The sequence below is a fragment of the Vasconcelosia minhoensis LEGE 07310 genome, assembly GCF_015207255.1.
GTDB classification, from domain to species: domain Bacteria; phylum Cyanobacteriota; class Cyanobacteriia; order Phormidesmidales; family Phormidesmidaceae; genus Vasconcelosia; species Vasconcelosia minhoensis.
Map to the genome: position 1 here is coordinate 15624 of NZ_JADEXG010000023.1, position 16516 is coordinate 32139.

Here is a 16516-nt window from a genome sequence, read left to right on the forward strand (position 1 = left end):
ATACGAGTAAGCCGCTAGTCCTTTAGATACCGCACCAGCAGCTGCAAGCAGCTCGCGATCGCGCCTAGATGAGCGATTTCAAACCCGTGGGTATTCTCCGTCGGAAAGGACAGGCAGGCGGCTTTCGCCACATGGCCAAACTTCATGGCGATCGAGGCATCGCTGCCAAAGCCGCTGATGGTCGCTACCTGCACCGGCAGGTTAGCTCGGTCTGCCGCCGCCAGCAGCGCCTGGTTGAGGCCCTCATCGTAAAGGCCATAGCCGTCCTGGGAAAGCAGCACCGGCGCTGGCCCTGGCTGAATCGGATATTCTGCCGATAGCGGGCAGATTTCCAGAGCAATCAGCTGGCTAAGCCGCTGCCGCTGGCTGAAAAAGAGCGCGCCGATGGCGCCAACTTCTTCTTTGGCAGACGCCACCAGATAGACATCAACCGGGGGAGCCGTGACCTGCTCGGCCAGCCCTAGTAGGATGGCGACTGAGGCTTTATTGTCCAACGTGTAGCTGGCGATATAGTCGCCCATCCGCAGCGGTTGTTTGCGATGCTTGCCCACTACCATACGAGTGCCAGGACGAATCCCGGCGGCGGTGAGTGCGGCGGCAGACTGCTTAGTCTCCACCCAGGCGTCTTCCCAGCGGACGGCCTGGCCGTCCTGCTGGAGCTTTTGGGGCGATTCGTGGGAAACATGGCGCGAGCCAAAGCTGAGAATGCCGCTGACGGTTTCGCGATCGCCCAGCAGATCCACCACGCCTTCACCATAGACCCAGGGAAAAGCCCCGCCCAAGCGGCGAACGCTGACTCGCCCGACCTCGCCGACGGCTTTGACGATGCCGCCAATTTCATCCTTGTGGCCGGTGATCGCAACTGCGCCCGCCGCCGCATCAGGTCTTGTCCCCGGAATCCGCACGATGATGTTATCGGCCTCATCCTGCCAGTGCTCCACCCCTAGCGCTGCCAGTTGCTCCAGCAGATAGCGATTGATTTCCGCCTCCATGCCGCTCGGCGAATGCTGCATCACTAGCGCTTCGATGGTAGAAAAGAGGCGATCGTGGGTCCAAAGCTGCATGGGGACTGCATGGGGCTAGCGTCGCCGGGTCAGGTTCAACCCTAGCCCAGACAGCATGATTAGGCCAAACGCCATACCGGGTTCTGTGACGCTCTCGCCGGGCTGATCGGGGTGGAGCGCAGCCAGGGCAACATCTGCCAGACCTTCGATCCACAGCGGCCCGTTAGAAAATCGCCCGTTGGCGTAGGGTGGGCTTTGCGGCACCCCGAGCGGTAAGACAGCCTGAGTCAGCTCAAATAAGTTTCCAGTATCAACCAGGCTGTCACCAAACCCATAAAGCTGGCTAAAGGCCGCCGCCTGGGCTTCAGGGGCAACGAGTAGGGGAGCAAGGGCAAAGCCCACAGACCAGGCATAGAGCTTTATCTTCATCGCTTTAAACGGCTCTCGTCAGGAACTGGGCGATGCTAAGTCGCTATTGTCCTCAGCATAAAGGAGTCGCGCCAGCAAGCAAAGCATTTGCATCACAAAGTCCGCTGATCCTTGCTTTTCTTAATGTGCTCCATAATCCGCATTTTTTTGGCCTCGCTGCCCTTGGCCTGATTGGCCACATTGAGGTCAACGTTAGAACTCATAGAGAGGTGCTTGCGAATCTGATCTTTGTCTGCCATGGCGGAAGTTTAAGAATGTTAAATAACTACTCTAAACAAAAGTAAAGGAGAAATGGGCTGCGCCAAACCACCGAAAGGCAGAGGTAGCAGGGGTTCATTGTCAATTACGCCAGCCCCCAAGGCGTTAGCTTATCGCCTTGGAAGTTTAGCTTTCTTAATATAGCGCAGCGAAGGGCAGAACCCGATTTTATCAGGCAGGTCTCGCTAAGGATTCTGGGGCAATTGGGATTAGGCCTGGGCAGGCGATAGCTGGAAGCGCGATCGCGGCATACTGAGGCTGCAAACAGCGATCGCTAGGTAACAAGATCGGATGAAATATGACCCCGCTAAGCACCATCGGCGCTCAATTCGATTAAGTGGATACGACTATAGCCAATCTGGCTTCTACTTCGTTACCCTTTGCGTTCAGCATCGGGCCTGCCTATTTGGTCATATTCAGGATGGGCAAATGCATTTGAATAGTGCTGGCCTCATGATCGATCGATGGTGGCGCAAAATCCCCGATAAGTTTCCCCACGTGACCATCGATGCCCAAATCGTTATGCCCAACCATTACCACGCCATCATCACCATCCCCGTTGGGGCAGACCCAAGTGTCTGCCCCAATCCAGAATTGACGCCCCCCACCGACCCCATCCATCCAATCGCGGGGATTATTGCATTGGGCGAACGTACTGCATCGGGCGAACACGTGGGTTCGCCCCTACTGGCGGTGTCTTTGGGGCGGATGGTGCAATGGGCTAAAACGATGACGACGAATGAATATATCCGTGGGGTAAAACGCGGTGAATGGCAGCCGTTTCATAAACGATTATGGCAGCGGAATTATTATGAGCACATCATTCGCGACGAAAAAGCCCTGACAAATATTCGAAACTACATAGCAGACAACCCAGCACGATGGAACCGGGATCAGCTGCATCCTCAAAATCCATCAAAATACTAGGAATAGTCACGTCTGCAGGAGGTTAGGTCGTATTTTCAGTTGATAACCTCAAGGGTGGCGTTGGTAAAACCACCGCAGCGGTCAACGTGGCGGCAACCCTGGCGCATTCCTGCAAAGTTAAAACAGGCAGTACGACAAAACCTATGCGGGTGCTGCTAATCGACCTCGACCCGCGAAGTAACGCTTCGCTAACGCTGCTAGGCTCAAGGAATAATACGACGCCAGTAAAACCACATTAGCCTGCTCAAGCACGAGCTGACTCGAAACGATCGGCAAGAATGGGTCAAGCTCACCGGCAAAATTCTAGACCGGATCAAGCTACTGGGCTGAAGCAAGCGCCGCTGCAATTGAGAAAAAATTGGCAAGGCCATTTTGCCGCGATCGCAGTTCAGTAGCTCCGACAAATATTCCGCAGGGTTAAAATAGGGCAAAAGCCTGCATAGCGTCAGGACTGCGAAATGATTTCATCTCAGGTGCGTCAGCGCCAACTTGCCGAACTGTATGAACGGGATTTTTGCCAATGGGCAGAGCAAACCGCTCAGCAACTTCGTGACGGCAATTTTTCCGACCTAGACCTGGCAAACCTGATCGAAGAAATGGAGGATATGAGCCGCAGTCAGAAACGGGCATTACTCAGTAACCTCCGGGTGCTGCTGCTGCACCTCCTGAAACTCCAGCATCAGCCTGAAAAGCGCTCTTCCAGCTGGCGTAGCATTATTATCGAACATCGCATCCGCATTCAGGACGCCTTCGAAGAGAGCCCTAGCCTAAAACCCTATCTTCAATCAAGCTTCAACAAGACCTACCAGAAAGCTAGAAAGCAGGCAGCCGCGGAAACAGAGCTTCCCATCACTACGTTTCCTGAACAGCCGAATTTCACAATGGAAGACGCTCTGAACGACGAGTTTATTCCCAACTAGGGTGTCTACGGATACTTTTCTACCCATAGCCTATGCTCGTTTCACCATCTCCATCTATTGCAGTCATTGGCGGTGGGGCCGCCGGTTTTTTTGCCGCGATCGCAGCTGCCGAATCCTCAAATAGCGCTGTCAGCCTCTACGAAGCCGGACCCGAGCCGCTGGCCAAAGTTCGCATCTCCGGCGGCGGACGCTGCAACGTCACCCACCACTGCTTTGACCCGGCCCAGCTGGTGCAGCACTACCCCCGCGGCGGTCGAGCCCTGCGCGGGGCCTTCAGCCGGTTTCAGCCCAAAGATACGGTGGCATGGTTTACCCAGCGCGGCGTGCGGCTCAAGACAGAGCCAGACGGGCGGATGTTTCCCGTCACGGATGCCTCGGAGACGATTGTAGACTGTCTGACGCAGGCAGCTCGGTCGGTGGGGGTGCAGCTGAAAACGCGATCGCCCCTGAAATCAGCCGAGCGCATCACCGATGGATTCAAGCTGCGGTTTCGGACGGGGGAAGTGACGTGCGATCGCCTCTTGCTCGCCACCGGCAGCAGCCCTATCGGCCACCGGGTAGCTCAGTCCCTCGGCCATACGGTCACGGCTCCCGTCCCCTCACTGTTCACCCTCAACATCGCCGACCCGCTGCTGCACCAGCTCAGCGGCGTTGCGATTGAAACCGTTGACCTCAAGCTCAAGTTGGAAGGCGCTAAACCCCTGAGCCAGACCGGGCCGCTGCTGATTACCCATTGGGGCCTGAGTGGACCAGCCGTGCTGAAGCTGTCGGCCTGGGGGGCTAGAGCGTTGCATCAGCAACGGTATCGGGGGCAGGTGCAGATTGGCTGGCTGCCTGCAATGACTCAGGATCAGGTGCGGCAGCAGCTTTTGGCGATTAAGGGAGACTGGGCAAAACGCGCGATCGCACCCCACAATCCCTTCCCCCTACCCAAGCGGCTCTGGCAGTACCTCACTCAGCGAGCCGGACTCGACCCCACCCTCACCTGGGCCAACCTGTCCAAAAAAGCCCTCCATCAGCTCGTTCTGGAACTCTCCCAGGGCCAGTACGATATCGGCGGCAAAGGCATCTTCAAAGAAGAATTCGTCACCTGCGGCGGCGTCCAGCTCAAGGAAGTTAACTTTCAAACCATGGAAAGCCGCCTCTGCCCCGGACTCTACTTCGCTGGCGAAATCTTAGACATCGACGGCGTCACCGGCGGCTTCAATTTCCAAAGCGCCTGGACGACAGGCTGGCTAGCGGGACGGGCTATGGGTGAGGTGAGCGATTAGAAAAGAACGGTGTGATCTGGCAAATGTGACAGATCTTGAGGGTAGGTTGGGAAGGCGACAGACGAATTAATTATGCAGTCTTTCACTTTGACATGAGGGGCGAGAATTTTTGGATTCCGGAAAACAATACCGATGTTGAAATTGATTTCGAGTTTCGCTACTACTTCTGTCAGCGGGAAGCCGTTGAACCACTGATTTACCTCAAAGAAGTACGCGGATTGAACCCCCTGTGCTCCAGTCACGATGAAGCACGATATACGCGAAATACCTTACCGTGCAAATCACCAGGTTGCCAGCTGTAGTCGCCGATAGCTTCGGCCTCAAGGTCAGGGGTCGCCTGAAGAAACTCATCGAAGGCTCGCTTCTCGCCCTTATTCTCCCTAGCCAATGGGTTCCAGTCATCAAAGAATATGATCGCTTCGCTACGGATGAGGGGTCCGCAGAATTCCAGTGCCTCCTTCGCCGACGAATACAGGTCGCAGTCCATCATAATCAAGCTTGCTTGACGAAGGTTGTGCTTCGCTATCAGGGCGCTGGTGAGCGTATCAGCGAAGAATCCCTTGATCAGGGTAACGCGTCTCCAATCGACGTTGCGCCGGTTCAGGGACTGCACAACCCTGTCGTAGTCGGCATAGAAGGCGCCTTCTTGCCAGTGACCATCGCTGTCGCTTGGCAGGCCGGCAAATGAATCAAACCCGAAAAGGCGAACGTGGCTAAGCTCGGCGCGTAAGAGCTCGTCGTACATCAGCAGCAAGGAACTCCCACCGTAGACGCCGAACTCGATATAGTCGCCGATGCCTTCCGGCCCTAACTTCTGTTGGAGGTAGCCCAGCGCATTGCGGAACTGCAGGCGGAGTTCGTCCTCATTAACATAACCGCCTACAGGGAGCGGATAGCCCCAGCGGCGGTGAGAGAGCCTCCAACGGACCAGCAGCAGCCATTCCAATGTCCGCTTTAACGGTATCTCCAGCGGCTTCAGTGCCCGTCGTAACCGCGTGCGCAGACCTAACCGCATGCGCAGCGAGGCAATCGCATTGCGAGCAGAGTCTCGAAAATGAGTGATGATTGGCATTTCGTCAGTCCGCTGGGTAAGGGAGCAGATTTTAGATATTATTGCCTGCTCTCTTCCTTGAAACTGTTCATACAATTTGTACTGTATACGGCTAATAACTTCAAGCTCGGCATGCGCCCTATCTATCGCGTTATGCATTTCGCTTGCCTTATATCCCTTCCCCAGCACTCTGAGACAGTCTTGCTCAGCTTGACCCTATGACCCAATCGCATCCCCTTAGCCGCCTGCTGTCCTATCGCGATCGCTACCGTCGGCAGGTCTGGCTAGCCAGTCTTTGCTCTGTCCTGAATAAGGTCTTTGACCTGGCTCCGCCGGCGCTGATTGGCTTGGCTCTGGACGTGGTAGTGCAGCAGCAGGATTCGCTGATTGCCCGCTGGGGGATTCCCAGCATTCGCGGTCAGTTTATTGCGCTGGCGATTTTGACTTTTGTGATCTGGGGGCTGGAGTCGGTTTTTGAATATTTCTATAAGACCCTGTGGCGCAACCTGGCCCAGTCCCTGCAGCATCATCTGCGGCTGGATGCCTACGGACATTTGCAGGGACTGGATTTGGCCTACTTTGAGAATCGCAGCAGCGGCAGCCTGATGGCCGTGCTGAATGACGATATTAACCAGCTAGAGCGCTTTTTGGACCATGGCGCAAACCAGCTCCTGCAGCTGGCGACCACGGCGCTGATCATTGGGGCTGCCTTCTTTATCCTGGCACCGAGCATGGCCTGGATGGCGATTTTGCCGATGCCGTTTGTGGTGTGGGGCGCGATCGCGTTCCAAAAGCGGCTGGCCCCGCGCTATGCCGAAGTACGCGAGCGGGTGAGCCTGCTGAACAGCCGCCTGTCGAATAATATCTCTGGCATTACCACGATCAAAAGCTTTACGGCGGAGACCTATGAAACCGAGCGCATCCGGCAGGAAAGCGAAGCCTACCGCCAGAGCAACCGCCACGCGATCGCGTTGAGCGCCGCCTTCATTCCCCTGATTCGGATTATTATCCTGATTGGCTTTACAGCAATTCTGCTCTATGGCGGGCTCGCCGCCGTCGCCGGGGAGCTGGCTGTGAGCACCTATAGCGTGCTGGTGTTTCTCACCCAGCGGCTGCTCTGGCCCCTGACCAGCCTAGGAGAAACGCTGGATGAATATCAGCGAGCGATGGCTTCGACCCAGCGAGTAATGAACCTGCTGGAAACGTCCGCTTCGATTTCAGCAGGAACGCAGCCGCTGCCGAAGGGAAAGGTGCGGGGCGAAATTTGGTTTGAAGACATCACCTTTGCCTACGAAGCGCGGCATCCGGTGGTACAGCACCTGACGCTGAAAGTGCCCGCCGGTAAAACGGTGGCCCTAGTCGGCGCGACCGGGTCGGGCAAAAGCACGCTAGTGAAGCTGCTGATGCAGTTCTACCAGGCTCAGCAGGGGCGAATTTTGCTCGATGGTCAGGATTTGCGATCGCTCGATCCCACCGACCTGCGCCAGGCCATCGGCTGGGTCAGTCAGGACGTCTTTCTCTTCCATGGTACCGTCGCCGAAAACATTGCCTACGGCAGCTTTGACGCTACGCTTGCAGAGATTCAGCAGGCCGCCCAGATGGCTGAGGCCGACGAGTTTATCCAGCAGCTCCCGGCAGGCTACGACACGCTAGTAGGCGAACGCGGCCAGAAGCTCTCCGGCGGCCAGCGGCAGCGACTGGCGATCGCCCGGGCCATCCTCAAAGACCCGCCGATTTTGATTTTGGATGAAGCGACTTCGGCGGTGGATAACGAAACCGAAGCGGCGATCCAGCGAGCGTTAGAGAAGATTACGCAGAACCGGACAACAATCGCGATCGCCCACCGCCTTTCTACCGTCCGCAATACCGATCGGATCTACGTGATGGCTCAGGGCCAGCTGATTGAATGGGGCACCCACGCTGAGCTTCTGGCCAGACAAGGCGTCTATGCCGGATTCTGGAAAATCCAAATGGGTGAATAGGGTAAATAAAAACGGTGCTGAGCCATCGCCCAGCACCGTGAAATCCATTACAGAGCGTTGATTAGCCTTGAGCCTCAAGCGCTGAAACGAGCTGAGCCCGCAGCGCGCTAGGCAGCAGCACGCGATTTACGGCATGAATCACGCCGTTGCTGGCCTGAACGTCAGCCTGAACGACGCTGCCGTTGTTGACGATGACTCGGTCAGGTGCCACGCGAATCGCCAATCCGCCGCCCAGGGCATCGATGCTGCCGGTCGAGAGGTCGCTCGCCATGACTTCGCCAGGTACGACGTGATAGGTCAGCACCTGCTGAAGCAGCGCCTTATTTTCTGGCTGGAGGAGAAACGCTAGCGCGCCGTCGGGCAGCTCGGCAAAGGCTTCGTCGGTGGGGGCGAAGACGGTGTAGGGACCCGGGCCAGACAGCGTACCGGCAAGGTCAGCCGCCTGAACTGCTTGGACTAGGGTATCAAACGAGTCGTTGCCTGAGGCCACTTCTACGATTGACATGATCGAAGTATCGGCAGCCGGGGTGGTCATCTCTTCTGGAGACATGCCCTCTTCCTGAGACATGCCCTCAGGGGACATCTCCTCAGAGCCCATCTCGCCGGCTTCCATCTCTTCAGACATGCCCTCGCCATGATTATCTGCCACGAGCACCTCGGCCCTGGCAGACAGGCCGGGTAAAAGACTGAGGCCAACAATTCCTGAGGCTAGGGCCAGCTTTTGAGTCAGTCGAATAAAGTTATGAAGGGCCATAAATAGTTTCTTGGTGTGAGCATGAACATTACAAAATGTAACGACCTATGAAAGGGAAAATCCTCCTGCTAAAGGAATAGCTCGACCCGGTGCCCGGCATAGAACAGCATGAATCGTCAAAACTATGCCGTCATTCTCGCTGCCGGTTTCTCCCAGCGAATGGGGAGCGACAAGGCGGCTTTGCCCTGGCTAGGCGGTTCGCTGCTGTCCTACCAGGTGAGCCAGTGGCTGGCGCTGGGCGTGACTCCGGTGGTGGTGCTGGGCTCTCATAACTCGGCGCTGCAACAGCAATGCCCGGGGGACTGCGTCTGCGTGGTCAATCCGCTGCCGGAGGCGGGTAAGGCTGGGACGCTGCTGCGGGGACTGGCGGCGGTGGGAGATTGGGACGGGGGATTCTGCGCGATCGCGGCGGTTGATCAGCCCCGTCCGGCAGCGGTTTATCAGAGGCTAATCGCGGCGTATGAGCGCGATCTCGCCTTAATTACGGCTCCCACCCATCAGGGGCGACTGGGCCATCCGCTGCTATTTGCTGCGGCGATGCGGCCCCAGCTCATGGCTATTCGCGAAGAAACCTTAGGACTGCGACAGGTGATCCAGAACTGGGACCATGCGATCCATCGCTGCCCCTGCCCCGAGCCGATTGTCCTGGCCGACCTGAATACGCCTGAGCGCTATCAAACCTGGTTTGCTCAGGCGTCGGGCTGGTAATTTGGGAGTTACTTTTATCCCCGAGTTCTATGAGCACCGGCAAACTGACGACCCACGTTTTAGATACCGCCCACGGCTGCCCGGCGGCCAACTTGCAGATTGACCTCTGGCAGGTTTACTCCAGCAGCGATCGCACCCATCTCAAAACTGTCAAAACCAATGCCGATGGCCGCACCGAGAGCCCGCTACTGCTGGAAGACGCTTTTCAGCCTGGGATCTATGAGCTGGTCTTTGCGGTCGGGGATTATTTTGCTGGTCTCGATGTTCCCCTCGACAGCCCAATGTTTCTCGACCAGATTCCCCTCCGCTTTGGCATCGCCGACGCTGACAGCCACTACCATGTGCCGCTGCTGGTCTCGCCCTGGGCCTACAGCACCTATCGCGGCAGCTAGCCCGCGGCGCTTTCGCACCGGTACTGCTGCTGCCGGGTGCCCTCGGTCACAATCAGCTCGCCGACCGGTAAACACTTTTGCCCCGGCAGGTCTACCCCCGTCGGGAAGGAGATCAGCCGATGGGCCTCTAGCAGCCAGAGGGTCAGCGGCGGCGGGGGCAGCTGGTCTAAACCGGCTAAAGTCGGCTGCCAGTCTGCGGCTTCTGGGAAATACTCGGTGAAGCCCAGCAGCGCGGTAGACTGCGGCGGCATGGCCAGGGCATAGCTCAGCCCGAGCATCCGCTGCTGGGGCGCGGGGGCCGCCATCAGTACGGCGAGCGGTTCGCCTGAATTTACCCAGCGCTGGCTGACCTTTTCAGGCAGGTAGGGTTTGAACAGGGTCAGATTCCAGCCGACGAGTAAAGCGCTGACAATCCCAGCGCTCAGAACTACCGCCGGAACCCTAGAAGCGCATTTTGAGAGTCCAGCGGCCATCACCGCGCTGAGGGCGGCGTAAAGGATAAAAAAGTAGCGCGGAGCTACCGTAATATCTTTGCCCAGGCCGTAGGCAATGGCTAAAATTTCCAGCACAGTCAGGCCGATATAGCCGACCAATAGCCAGAATGAGAGGCTTGGCCCCGCCGTGAAGCTGCGCCAGCCCCGACGCAGATGGACGAAGACCCAAACCCAGATCACCAGCATTAGCGCTCCGGCAGGTAGCGTTACCCATTCGGGCATTTGCTCAACCGGCAGCAGAATGACCATCATCACCCAGGCCACCCACGATCGCACCGGCGGCAGCAGGATTGCCTGCCACAGGGGCTGCTCGGTGCTGAGCCAGCCTGTGCCACCTTCGCTTTGAAAATGCTGGAGTATGGTGGGAAGCCAGGGCAGATAGCAGAGTCCGGTCAGCCCCATCAAAAGGACCATTCGGCCCCAAGCTCGTCCCGACAGCCGCTGCCTGAACAAAAATAGCACCGTGGTCAGCCACTGGGCAAAGACGCCCAAGAGATAAAAGTAGTGGGTATAGAAGCCCAGGCCGTTGAGCAATACCCAGGCGACCTGGCTGGTTAGGTTGGGGGTCTGGCCGCGAGTTAGCGATCGCAGTATCCGCAGCCAGGCCATCAGCGCTAGGGTGCTGATCAGCAGCGGTAGGGTATAGTGCCGCGCTTCCTGAGAGAGATATACGCCGAAGGGAGATACGGCCATCAGCGCCGCTGTCAGCAGCGCGACCTTTGGCCCGCCGACCATTCGTCCGAGGAAAAATCCGGCCAGCACGGTAGCAACCCCGCAACCGGCGGCGAGCGATCGCAGTCCGTACACCGAAGCTCCGACGGCCTTGATCCAGCCCCACATCAGCATAAAAAACAGCGGCGGGTGGTTGCTGTACAGGGTCACTGCCCGGGCGGCGCTCCAGACGGTGCTATCGGGCGGCAGACTGAGTAGAGTGCGGTAGGCTGCCAGCGGCTGAAGTTCCCCAAAGGGTACCTCGGCTGGATTTTTGCCCAGGCTGTAAAAGGCGGTGTAGAGTTCGTCAATCCAAAGCGGCTTGGCGTCCAGGTGCCAAAAGCGCAGCGCGATCGCCAGCAGCAAAACTCCGGCCAGGAGGGGGACAACGTTTTGCCGGACCGATCGCTGGGATAGTAGCTGTTTGGATCGCCGTGGGTTTAGGGACTTAGGAATCATCCGGTGCCTACAGGGTAAAGTGGGCCAAAATAGCGAAACTTAAATACTGATACGGACCGTTGAGCCCACTCTGAGGCCGACCCTAAAATAGTGACATGCCCTGACCCGTATGCTCTGTTTTGAACAAGCTGCAATCTGTTTTATCACGCTATGGTGTTGCGACGGCAGCGGTCGCGATCGCGCTGCTGATTGAAATTGCGCAGCCCTGGACTCAGGCACAGAGCCCTTTTTTGCTCTTTCTAGTCGCTGTCCTAGTCAGCGTTTGGTACGGTGGGCGGAATGCTGGGCTGTGGGCGACAGGACTGGCAGCGGTGCTAAAAACGGTGCTGCTCTCGCTAGCTGAGCCGGTTGACAATTGGCTATCGGTCCCTGTCGGTCTGGGGCTTTTCCTGATTATTGGTGGGCTGGTCAGCGTCATCGCCAGTCCGCAAGGACGAGGGTTGAGCTCGGTTGAGGCCGACTTGAAAGAAAGCGACGAGCGGTTTCGGGTCACGTTTGAGCAGGCCGCGGTAGGATTGGCCCACGTTGGGTTAGACGGTTCTTGGCTGCGGGTCAATCGCAGGCTGTGCGACATCGTCGGCTATTCTGCTGCAGAGCTTCAGCAGAGGACGTTTCAGGACATTACATTTGCTGACGATTTAGCCACTGATTTGACCTATTTACAGCAGCTGCTCGACGGCCAGCGCTCGACCTACGCGATGGAAAAGCGCTATGTCCACGAAGCAGGTCATCTGGTTTGGATCAATCTGACGGTGTCGCTGGTGCGCGATCGCAGAGGCCAGCCCAAGTACTTTATTTCGGTGATTGAGGATATTCGCGATCGCAAGCAGGCCCAGGCCGAGCTGATTGAAAGCGAAGCCCGATTCCGCCGAGCCTTTGTTGGCGCCCCCTTTCCCATCATCATCTACGCAGAAGACGGAGAAGTGCTGCAAATCAGCCATGGTTGGACGGACCTTTCCGGATATGCGCTGGCCGAGATTCCAACCATCGACGACTGGACAGAGAAAGCCTACGGTAGCCGCAAAGGTCTGGTTCGAGAGCACATCAGGCAGCTTTTTGAAGCCGATCAGGCCGTTGATGAGGGCGAATTTGTGATTCAAACCCGGGACGGATCGACTCGCACCTGGCAGTTTAGCTCGGCTCCCCTGGGTCAGCTGGGCGACGGTCGTAAGCTGGTGATTTCAATGGCGTCGGATGTGACTGCGCTAAAGCGAGCCGGGCTCAAGATGCAGCGGTTTAACGAAGTGCTAGAGCAGCGCGTCACCGAGCGAACGGCCCTGTTTAAAACGGCAAACCAAGAGCTTCAGGCATTTTCCTATTCGGTTTCGCACGATCTGCGAGCGCCGCTGCGGGCCATGCAGGGATTTTCTCAGGCGCTGCTAGAAGACTACGCCGCGCAGCTGGACGATCTAGGGCAGGACTATGCCAAGCGGATCTTCAAAGCAGCAGCCCAGATGGACCAGCTGATTTCTGACCTGCTGGCCTATGGCCGCCTGGGCCGGGCTCAGGTCAAGCTACAGCCGCTCAACCTCGAAGCCTTAGTTCAAGAGGTGATTCAGTCGCTAGGACTGTCGGCACATTCCAGCCAGGCCCAAGTCGAGATGCAGTCACCGCTGCCGACGGTGCAGGGCAACTACCGGATTGCTTATCAGGTGATGACGAACCTGATTGATAACGGGGTCAAGTTTGTCTCGCCGGGGGTGCAGCCTAAGCTGCAAATTTGGGCCGAAGAAAAGCCCGACTGCGTTCGCCTGTGGATAGCTGATAACGGTATTGGTATTTTGCCTGAGCACCGACAGCGAATTTTTGACGTGTTTGAGCGGCTGCACGGGGTCGAAGCCTATCCGGGGACGGGCATTGGCCTGGCCATTGTGCGACGAGGCGTCAGGCGAATGGGTGGCAACGTCGGCGTCGAGCTCAACCCAGAGCAAGGCAGTCGGTTTTGGGTCGAGTTTCCCCGCAGCACGATCGCCAAAATCGAGTGATTTCTTAGGACAGATGAATGAGCGATGGAGTACCGTTTTCAGTGGGATCCGCTTAAGGCTCAGACCAACCTTAAAAAACATAGGGTTAGTTTTCGAGAGGCTGAGCGCGTTTTTGAGGATCCGATAGCGCTAACGCTTTTTGATTAAGAGCATAGCTTGGTTGAGGAGCGCTGGATTACACTGGGGATAGTGCCAAGAGGTCAGCATTTGCTAGTGGTTCACACGGTTGAGGAATATAGGAACATGATCAATGTGCGAATCCTTTCGGCAAGACGCGCTACCAGGCAGGAAATCCGTCGCTATGAGGAAGAACTATGAAAGCTGAATATGATTTTTCCAAAGCTGAGCGGGGCAAATTTTACCATCCCAATGCCACTTTCAGGTCTCCTATTTATCTCGATGACCAGGTTCAGGGGTTTGTCATGCAAAAGGCGAAGGAGCAGGGAATTGATCTCAGCGATGTGGTCAATCAGCTCTTGAAAGAAATAATGCTTTCCAAATCCCAATAGCAGAAGGGCCACAATCATACCGATGGGTAAACCACGTATTCTCTCAGGTATCCAACCAACTGGGAACCTCCACCTGGGCAACTATCTGGGCGCTATTCGCAACTGGGTTGAGCTTCAAGCTGAGTATGACTGCTTCCTGGTTGTGGTTGACCTGCACGCCATTACGGTGCCCCATGACCCGGCTCAGCTGGCGGAGAACAGCTACAAAATTGCAGCGACCTATCTGGCCTGCGGTATTGACCCAGAGCGGTCAACGATTTTCATCCAGTCGCATCTGCCGGCGCATAGCGAGCTGGCCTGGCTGTTCAACTGCATTACGCCGCTCAACTGGCTGGAGCGAATGATTCAGTTCAAGGAAAAGGCGGTGAAGCAGGGCGAAAACGTCAGCATTGGGCTGCTCGACTATCCCGTGCTACAGGCCGCTGATATTCTGCTATACGAGCCCGATGTCGTCCCGGTTGGTGAAGACCAAAAGCAGCACATCGAGTTAACCCGCGACATCGCCGCTCGGCTCAATTTTCAGTTTGGGAGTGAAGACAAGCCGGTTCTAAAAGTGCCTGAACCGCTGATTCGCAAGGCCGGGGCTCGGGTGATGAGCCTAACCGACGGCACTCAGAAAATGTCCAAATCCGACCCGTCTGACCAAAGCCGAATTGACCTCACAGACCCGCCAGCGGTCATCACCAAGAAGATCAAGCGGGCCAAGACTGACCCCATGCGCGGCCTGGAATTCAATAACCCCGACCGGCCCGAATGTAATAATCTACTCGGTCTCTATCAGCTCTTTTCGAATCAAACCAAGGCAGCCGTCGCTGAAGAATGTCGCGAGATGGGCTGGGGGCAGTTTAAGCCGCTGCTGGCGGAGACCATCGTTGCAGCGCTAGAGCCGATTCAGCAGCGATATCACGAGCTGATGCGAGATCGCGCCTACCTCGAAGCCGTCCTCAGGCAGGGGCAGGAAAAGGCTGAACAGGTTGCCCTGCCCACCCTGGATAAGGTAAAAACCGCGTTGGGATTTGCCCCTAAAGGGTAAAAAACTATAAGCGCGCCGCCAAACCAAGTCGTTCTAGGCCACACTGGATGGATGGCCATTGTTTAACCCAGGATACGGATGAGCCCAAGACCCGGACAGCCCGCCGCTGAGGGGCAGTTTCGCTCGGCAGTCAAGGCCGGAGAGTTTTTGATTACGGCTGAGGTGATGCCGCCTAAGGGGGGTGACCCCAGCCACATGCTGGCGATGGCCGCTGACCTGAAAGACTGGGTGCATGCGGTCAACGTCACCGACGGCAGCCGGGCGGTACTGCGGATGTCGTCCCTAGCCTGCTCAGCGCTGCTACATCAGGCCGGGATTGAGCCAATCTGTCAGGTGGCCTGCCGCGATCGCAACCAGATTGCCATTCAGGCCGACCTGATGGGGGCCTATGCGCTAGGCATTCGCAATGTCCTGGCGCTGACCGGCGACCCGACCAAAGCGGGCGATCACCCCAAAGCCAAGTCTGTCTACGACCTGGAATCGATCCGGCTGCTGCGGGTGATCCAGCAGCTCAATCGGGGCGTTGACCTGAATCAAAAGGCGCTGCCCGATCAGCCGCTGGACCTGTTCCCCGGGGCCGCTATAGATCCCCAATCGCCTAGCTGGTCAGGCTTACAGCGCCGATTTGAGCGCAAGCTGACCAGCGGCGCACAGTTTTTTCAAAGTCAGCTGATTTCAGACTTTAACCGGCTCGAAAAGTTTATGGATCAGATTGCCGCGGGCTGCGATCGACCTGTTTTAGCCGGCATTTTTCTGCTCAAATCAGCTAAAAATGCCGCCTTTATCAACCGCTGCGTCCCCGGTGTCCAGATTCCCCAGTCGATTATCGACCGACTCGCCGCCGCCCCGGAACCGCTGCAAGAGGGGATGACAATCGCGGCTGAACAGGTCAAAATGGCCCAGCAAATTTGCCAGGGCGTCCATATGATGGCCGTTCGACGCGAAGACCTGATTCCTAAAATTTTAGAAATGGCCGGCGTTTCACCCCGCTAATGCCCGGGCGGCTGCCCGAGCGGTTGGCAGGGTGAGTTCTTCAGAATCTAGCGGCTGTACAGCGTCAGCGGTTCGTCGGGTTTGATCACCACCACCCGGGGCGCAGTCACATTGCCCACGGTTGCCCCAGCCGCTGCACCACCCAGCACTTCCAAAAGGTCCGGACGACCGAGTATCTCGCCGATGGCATAGCCGCCCGCCGCACCGATCGCGGCGTCGGTCAGAATGTTGCCGACGCGGGTCTCACGCGGGTCTTTGACATCATGCAGTACGTCTGAGGCCGCATTCAGGTTGTAGATGCGATCGCCAATTTCCACTGAGTCAGCTACGTACCGCAGGCCGCCCTCGATGGGCTCAAAGCGGCCCCGAACAATCGTGCCCACGGGCAGATTACGGCCATTCATTGAGGTGGCGGTTTGCAGCCGCAGGTTTTGCGGGTAAGCGGTGTTGCGGTTGAGATAGAGGGTCTCTTCACCCAAAATCCTAGCGCTGAGCGGACGGCCCGTTTGCGCCCGCTGCTTGGTTTGGGTGTTAGTCGGCGCGACCGCGCCAACCTCTGACACTGCCATTGCCGGGACTTTTGCAGCGACTACGACTAGAGCAGATAGACCACCAATAAAGATAGTTTTCATAGCA

Annotated in this window: 18 protein-coding genes and 2 pseudogenes; 13 read left to right on the forward strand and 7 right to left on the reverse strand. The window is 57.1% G+C overall.

What is annotated here, in order from left to right:
• Positions 1-14: 14 nt before the first annotated feature.
• The 3 genes from IQ241_RS11335 to IQ241_RS11345 all read right to left on the reverse strand — a co-directional run bounded on the left by IQ241_RS11335 (position 15) and on the right by IQ241_RS11345 (position 1672).
• On the reverse strand, positions 15-1064 hold the full coding sequence (locus tag IQ241_RS11335; protein ID WP_193907128.1) for a M42 family metallopeptidase: 1050 nt from the start codon (positions 1062-1064) through the stop codon (positions 15-17).
• Between the two features lie 15 nt (positions 1065-1079).
• On the reverse strand, positions 1080-1433 hold the full coding sequence (locus tag IQ241_RS25520; protein WP_228021607.1) for a hypothetical protein: 354 nt from the start codon (positions 1431-1433) through the stop codon (positions 1080-1082).
• A gap of 92 nt (positions 1434-1525) precedes the next feature.
• The gene (locus IQ241_RS11345) at positions 1526-1672 is read right to left on the reverse strand and encodes a hypothetical protein (protein ID WP_193907130.1); all 147 of its coding nucleotides are present in this window, start codon (positions 1670-1672) and stop codon (positions 1526-1528) included.
• Between the two features lie 310 nt (positions 1673-1982).
• Between IQ241_RS11345 and IQ241_RS11350 the strand changes: the two genes are divergently transcribed.
• The 5 genes and pseudogenes from IQ241_RS11350 (at position 1983) to IQ241_RS26505 (ending at position 5111) form a co-directional block, all read left to right on the forward strand.
• The gene (locus IQ241_RS11350; protein WP_193907132.1) at positions 1983-2618 is read left to right on the forward strand and encodes a transposase; all 636 of its coding nucleotides are present in this window, start codon (positions 1983-1985) and stop codon (positions 2616-2618) included.
• Positions 2619-2659: 41 nt separating this feature from the next.
• Positions 2660-2857: pseudogene (locus IQ241_RS11355) on the forward strand (ParA family protein); the annotation flags it as partial.
• Positions 2858-3076: 219 nt separating this feature from the next.
• Positions 3077-3538, forward strand: a complete 462-nt coding sequence (locus IQ241_RS11360; protein WP_193907134.1) for a DUF29 domain-containing protein — start codon at positions 3077-3079, stop codon at positions 3536-3538.
• A gap of 32 nt (positions 3539-3570) precedes the next feature.
• Positions 3571-4809 (forward strand): BaiN/RdsA family NAD(P)/FAD-dependent oxidoreductase, encoded by a 1239-nt coding sequence (locus tag IQ241_RS11365; RefSeq protein ID WP_193907136.1) that lies wholly within the window; start codon positions 3571-3573, stop codon positions 4807-4809.
• A 35-nt stretch (positions 4810-4844) separates the two neighbouring features.
• Positions 4845-5111: an element excision factor XisI family protein gene (locus IQ241_RS26505; RefSeq protein ID WP_193907138.1), complete on the forward strand. Its 267-nt coding sequence runs from the start codon at positions 4845-4847 to the stop codon at positions 5109-5111.
• Here the strand turns inward: IQ241_RS26505 and IQ241_RS11375 are convergent.
• A complete protein-coding gene (locus tag IQ241_RS11375) occupies positions 5048-5881 on the reverse strand; it encodes a TylF/MycF/NovP-related O-methyltransferase (protein WP_193907140.1) in 834 nt (277 codons plus the stop codon). The genes IQ241_RS26505 and IQ241_RS11375 overlap by 64 nt on opposite strands.
• Positions 5882-6078: 197 nt before the next feature.
• On the opposite strand from IQ241_RS11375, the gene IQ241_RS11380 reads away from it, so the two are divergent.
• Positions 6079-7842: an ABC transporter ATP-binding protein gene (locus tag IQ241_RS11380; RefSeq protein ID WP_193907141.1), complete on the forward strand. Its 1764-nt coding sequence runs from the start codon at positions 6079-6081 to the stop codon at positions 7840-7842.
• 61 nt (positions 7843-7903) lie between these two features.
• Here IQ241_RS11380 and IQ241_RS11385 read toward each other — a convergent pair whose 3' ends face one another.
• On the reverse strand, positions 7904-8596 hold the full coding sequence (locus IQ241_RS11385; protein WP_193907143.1) for a fasciclin domain-containing protein: 693 nt from the start codon (positions 8594-8596) through the stop codon (positions 7904-7906).
• 108 nt (positions 8597-8704) lie between these two features.
• On the opposite strand from IQ241_RS11385, the gene IQ241_RS11390 reads away from it, so the two are divergent.
• Both IQ241_RS11390 and uraH read left to right on the forward strand, forming a co-directional pair.
• A complete protein-coding gene (locus tag IQ241_RS11390) occupies positions 8705-9304 on the forward strand; it encodes a nucleotidyltransferase family protein (RefSeq protein ID WP_193907145.1) in 600 nt (199 codons plus the stop codon).
• 29 nt (positions 9305-9333) lie between these two features.
• Positions 9334-9696, forward strand: a complete 363-nt coding sequence (gene uraH / locus IQ241_RS11395; RefSeq protein WP_193907153.1) for a hydroxyisourate hydrolase — start codon at positions 9334-9336, stop codon at positions 9694-9696.
• Here the strand turns inward: uraH and IQ241_RS11400 are convergent.
• A complete protein-coding gene (locus tag IQ241_RS11400) occupies positions 9693-11360 on the reverse strand; it encodes a glycosyltransferase family 39 protein (RefSeq protein ID WP_193907155.1) in 1668 nt (555 codons plus the stop codon). The genes uraH and IQ241_RS11400 overlap by 4 nt on opposite strands.
• Before the next feature lie 119 nt (positions 11361-11479).
• Between IQ241_RS11400 and IQ241_RS11405 the strand changes: the two genes are divergently transcribed.
• From IQ241_RS11405 to IQ241_RS11425, 5 genes and pseudogenes are all read left to right on the forward strand, one after another.
• Positions 11480-13345 (forward strand): PAS domain S-box protein, encoded by a 1866-nt coding sequence (locus IQ241_RS11405; protein ID WP_193907157.1) that lies wholly within the window; start codon positions 11480-11482, stop codon positions 13343-13345.
• A gap of 24 nt (positions 13346-13369) precedes the next feature.
• A pseudogene (locus IQ241_RS26510) lies at positions 13370-13663 on the forward strand (BrnT family toxin).
• Positions 13660-13854 (forward strand): hypothetical protein, encoded by a 195-nt coding sequence (locus IQ241_RS11415; protein WP_193907159.1) that lies wholly within the window; start codon positions 13660-13662, stop codon positions 13852-13854. Before IQ241_RS26510 ends, IQ241_RS11415 begins: the two are co-directional and overlap by 4 nt.
• A gap of 22 nt (positions 13855-13876) precedes the next feature.
• On the forward strand, positions 13877-14887 hold the full coding sequence (gene trpS, locus IQ241_RS11420; RefSeq protein WP_193907162.1) for a tryptophan--tRNA ligase: 1011 nt from the start codon (positions 13877-13879) through the stop codon (positions 14885-14887).
• Between the two features lie 78 nt (positions 14888-14965).
• Positions 14966-15880 carry a methylenetetrahydrofolate reductase gene (locus IQ241_RS11425; RefSeq protein WP_193907164.1) on the forward strand — a complete coding sequence of 305 codons (915 nt, stop codon included), beginning with the start codon at positions 14966-14968 and terminating at the stop codon, positions 15878-15880.
• A 47-nt stretch (positions 15881-15927) separates the two neighbouring features.
• On the opposite strand, the gene IQ241_RS11430 is transcribed toward IQ241_RS11425, so the two are convergent.
• Positions 15928-16512 (reverse strand): hypothetical protein, encoded by a 585-nt coding sequence (locus IQ241_RS11430; RefSeq protein WP_193907166.1) that lies wholly within the window; start codon positions 16510-16512, stop codon positions 15928-15930.
• Positions 16513-16516 lie beyond the last annotated feature (4 nt).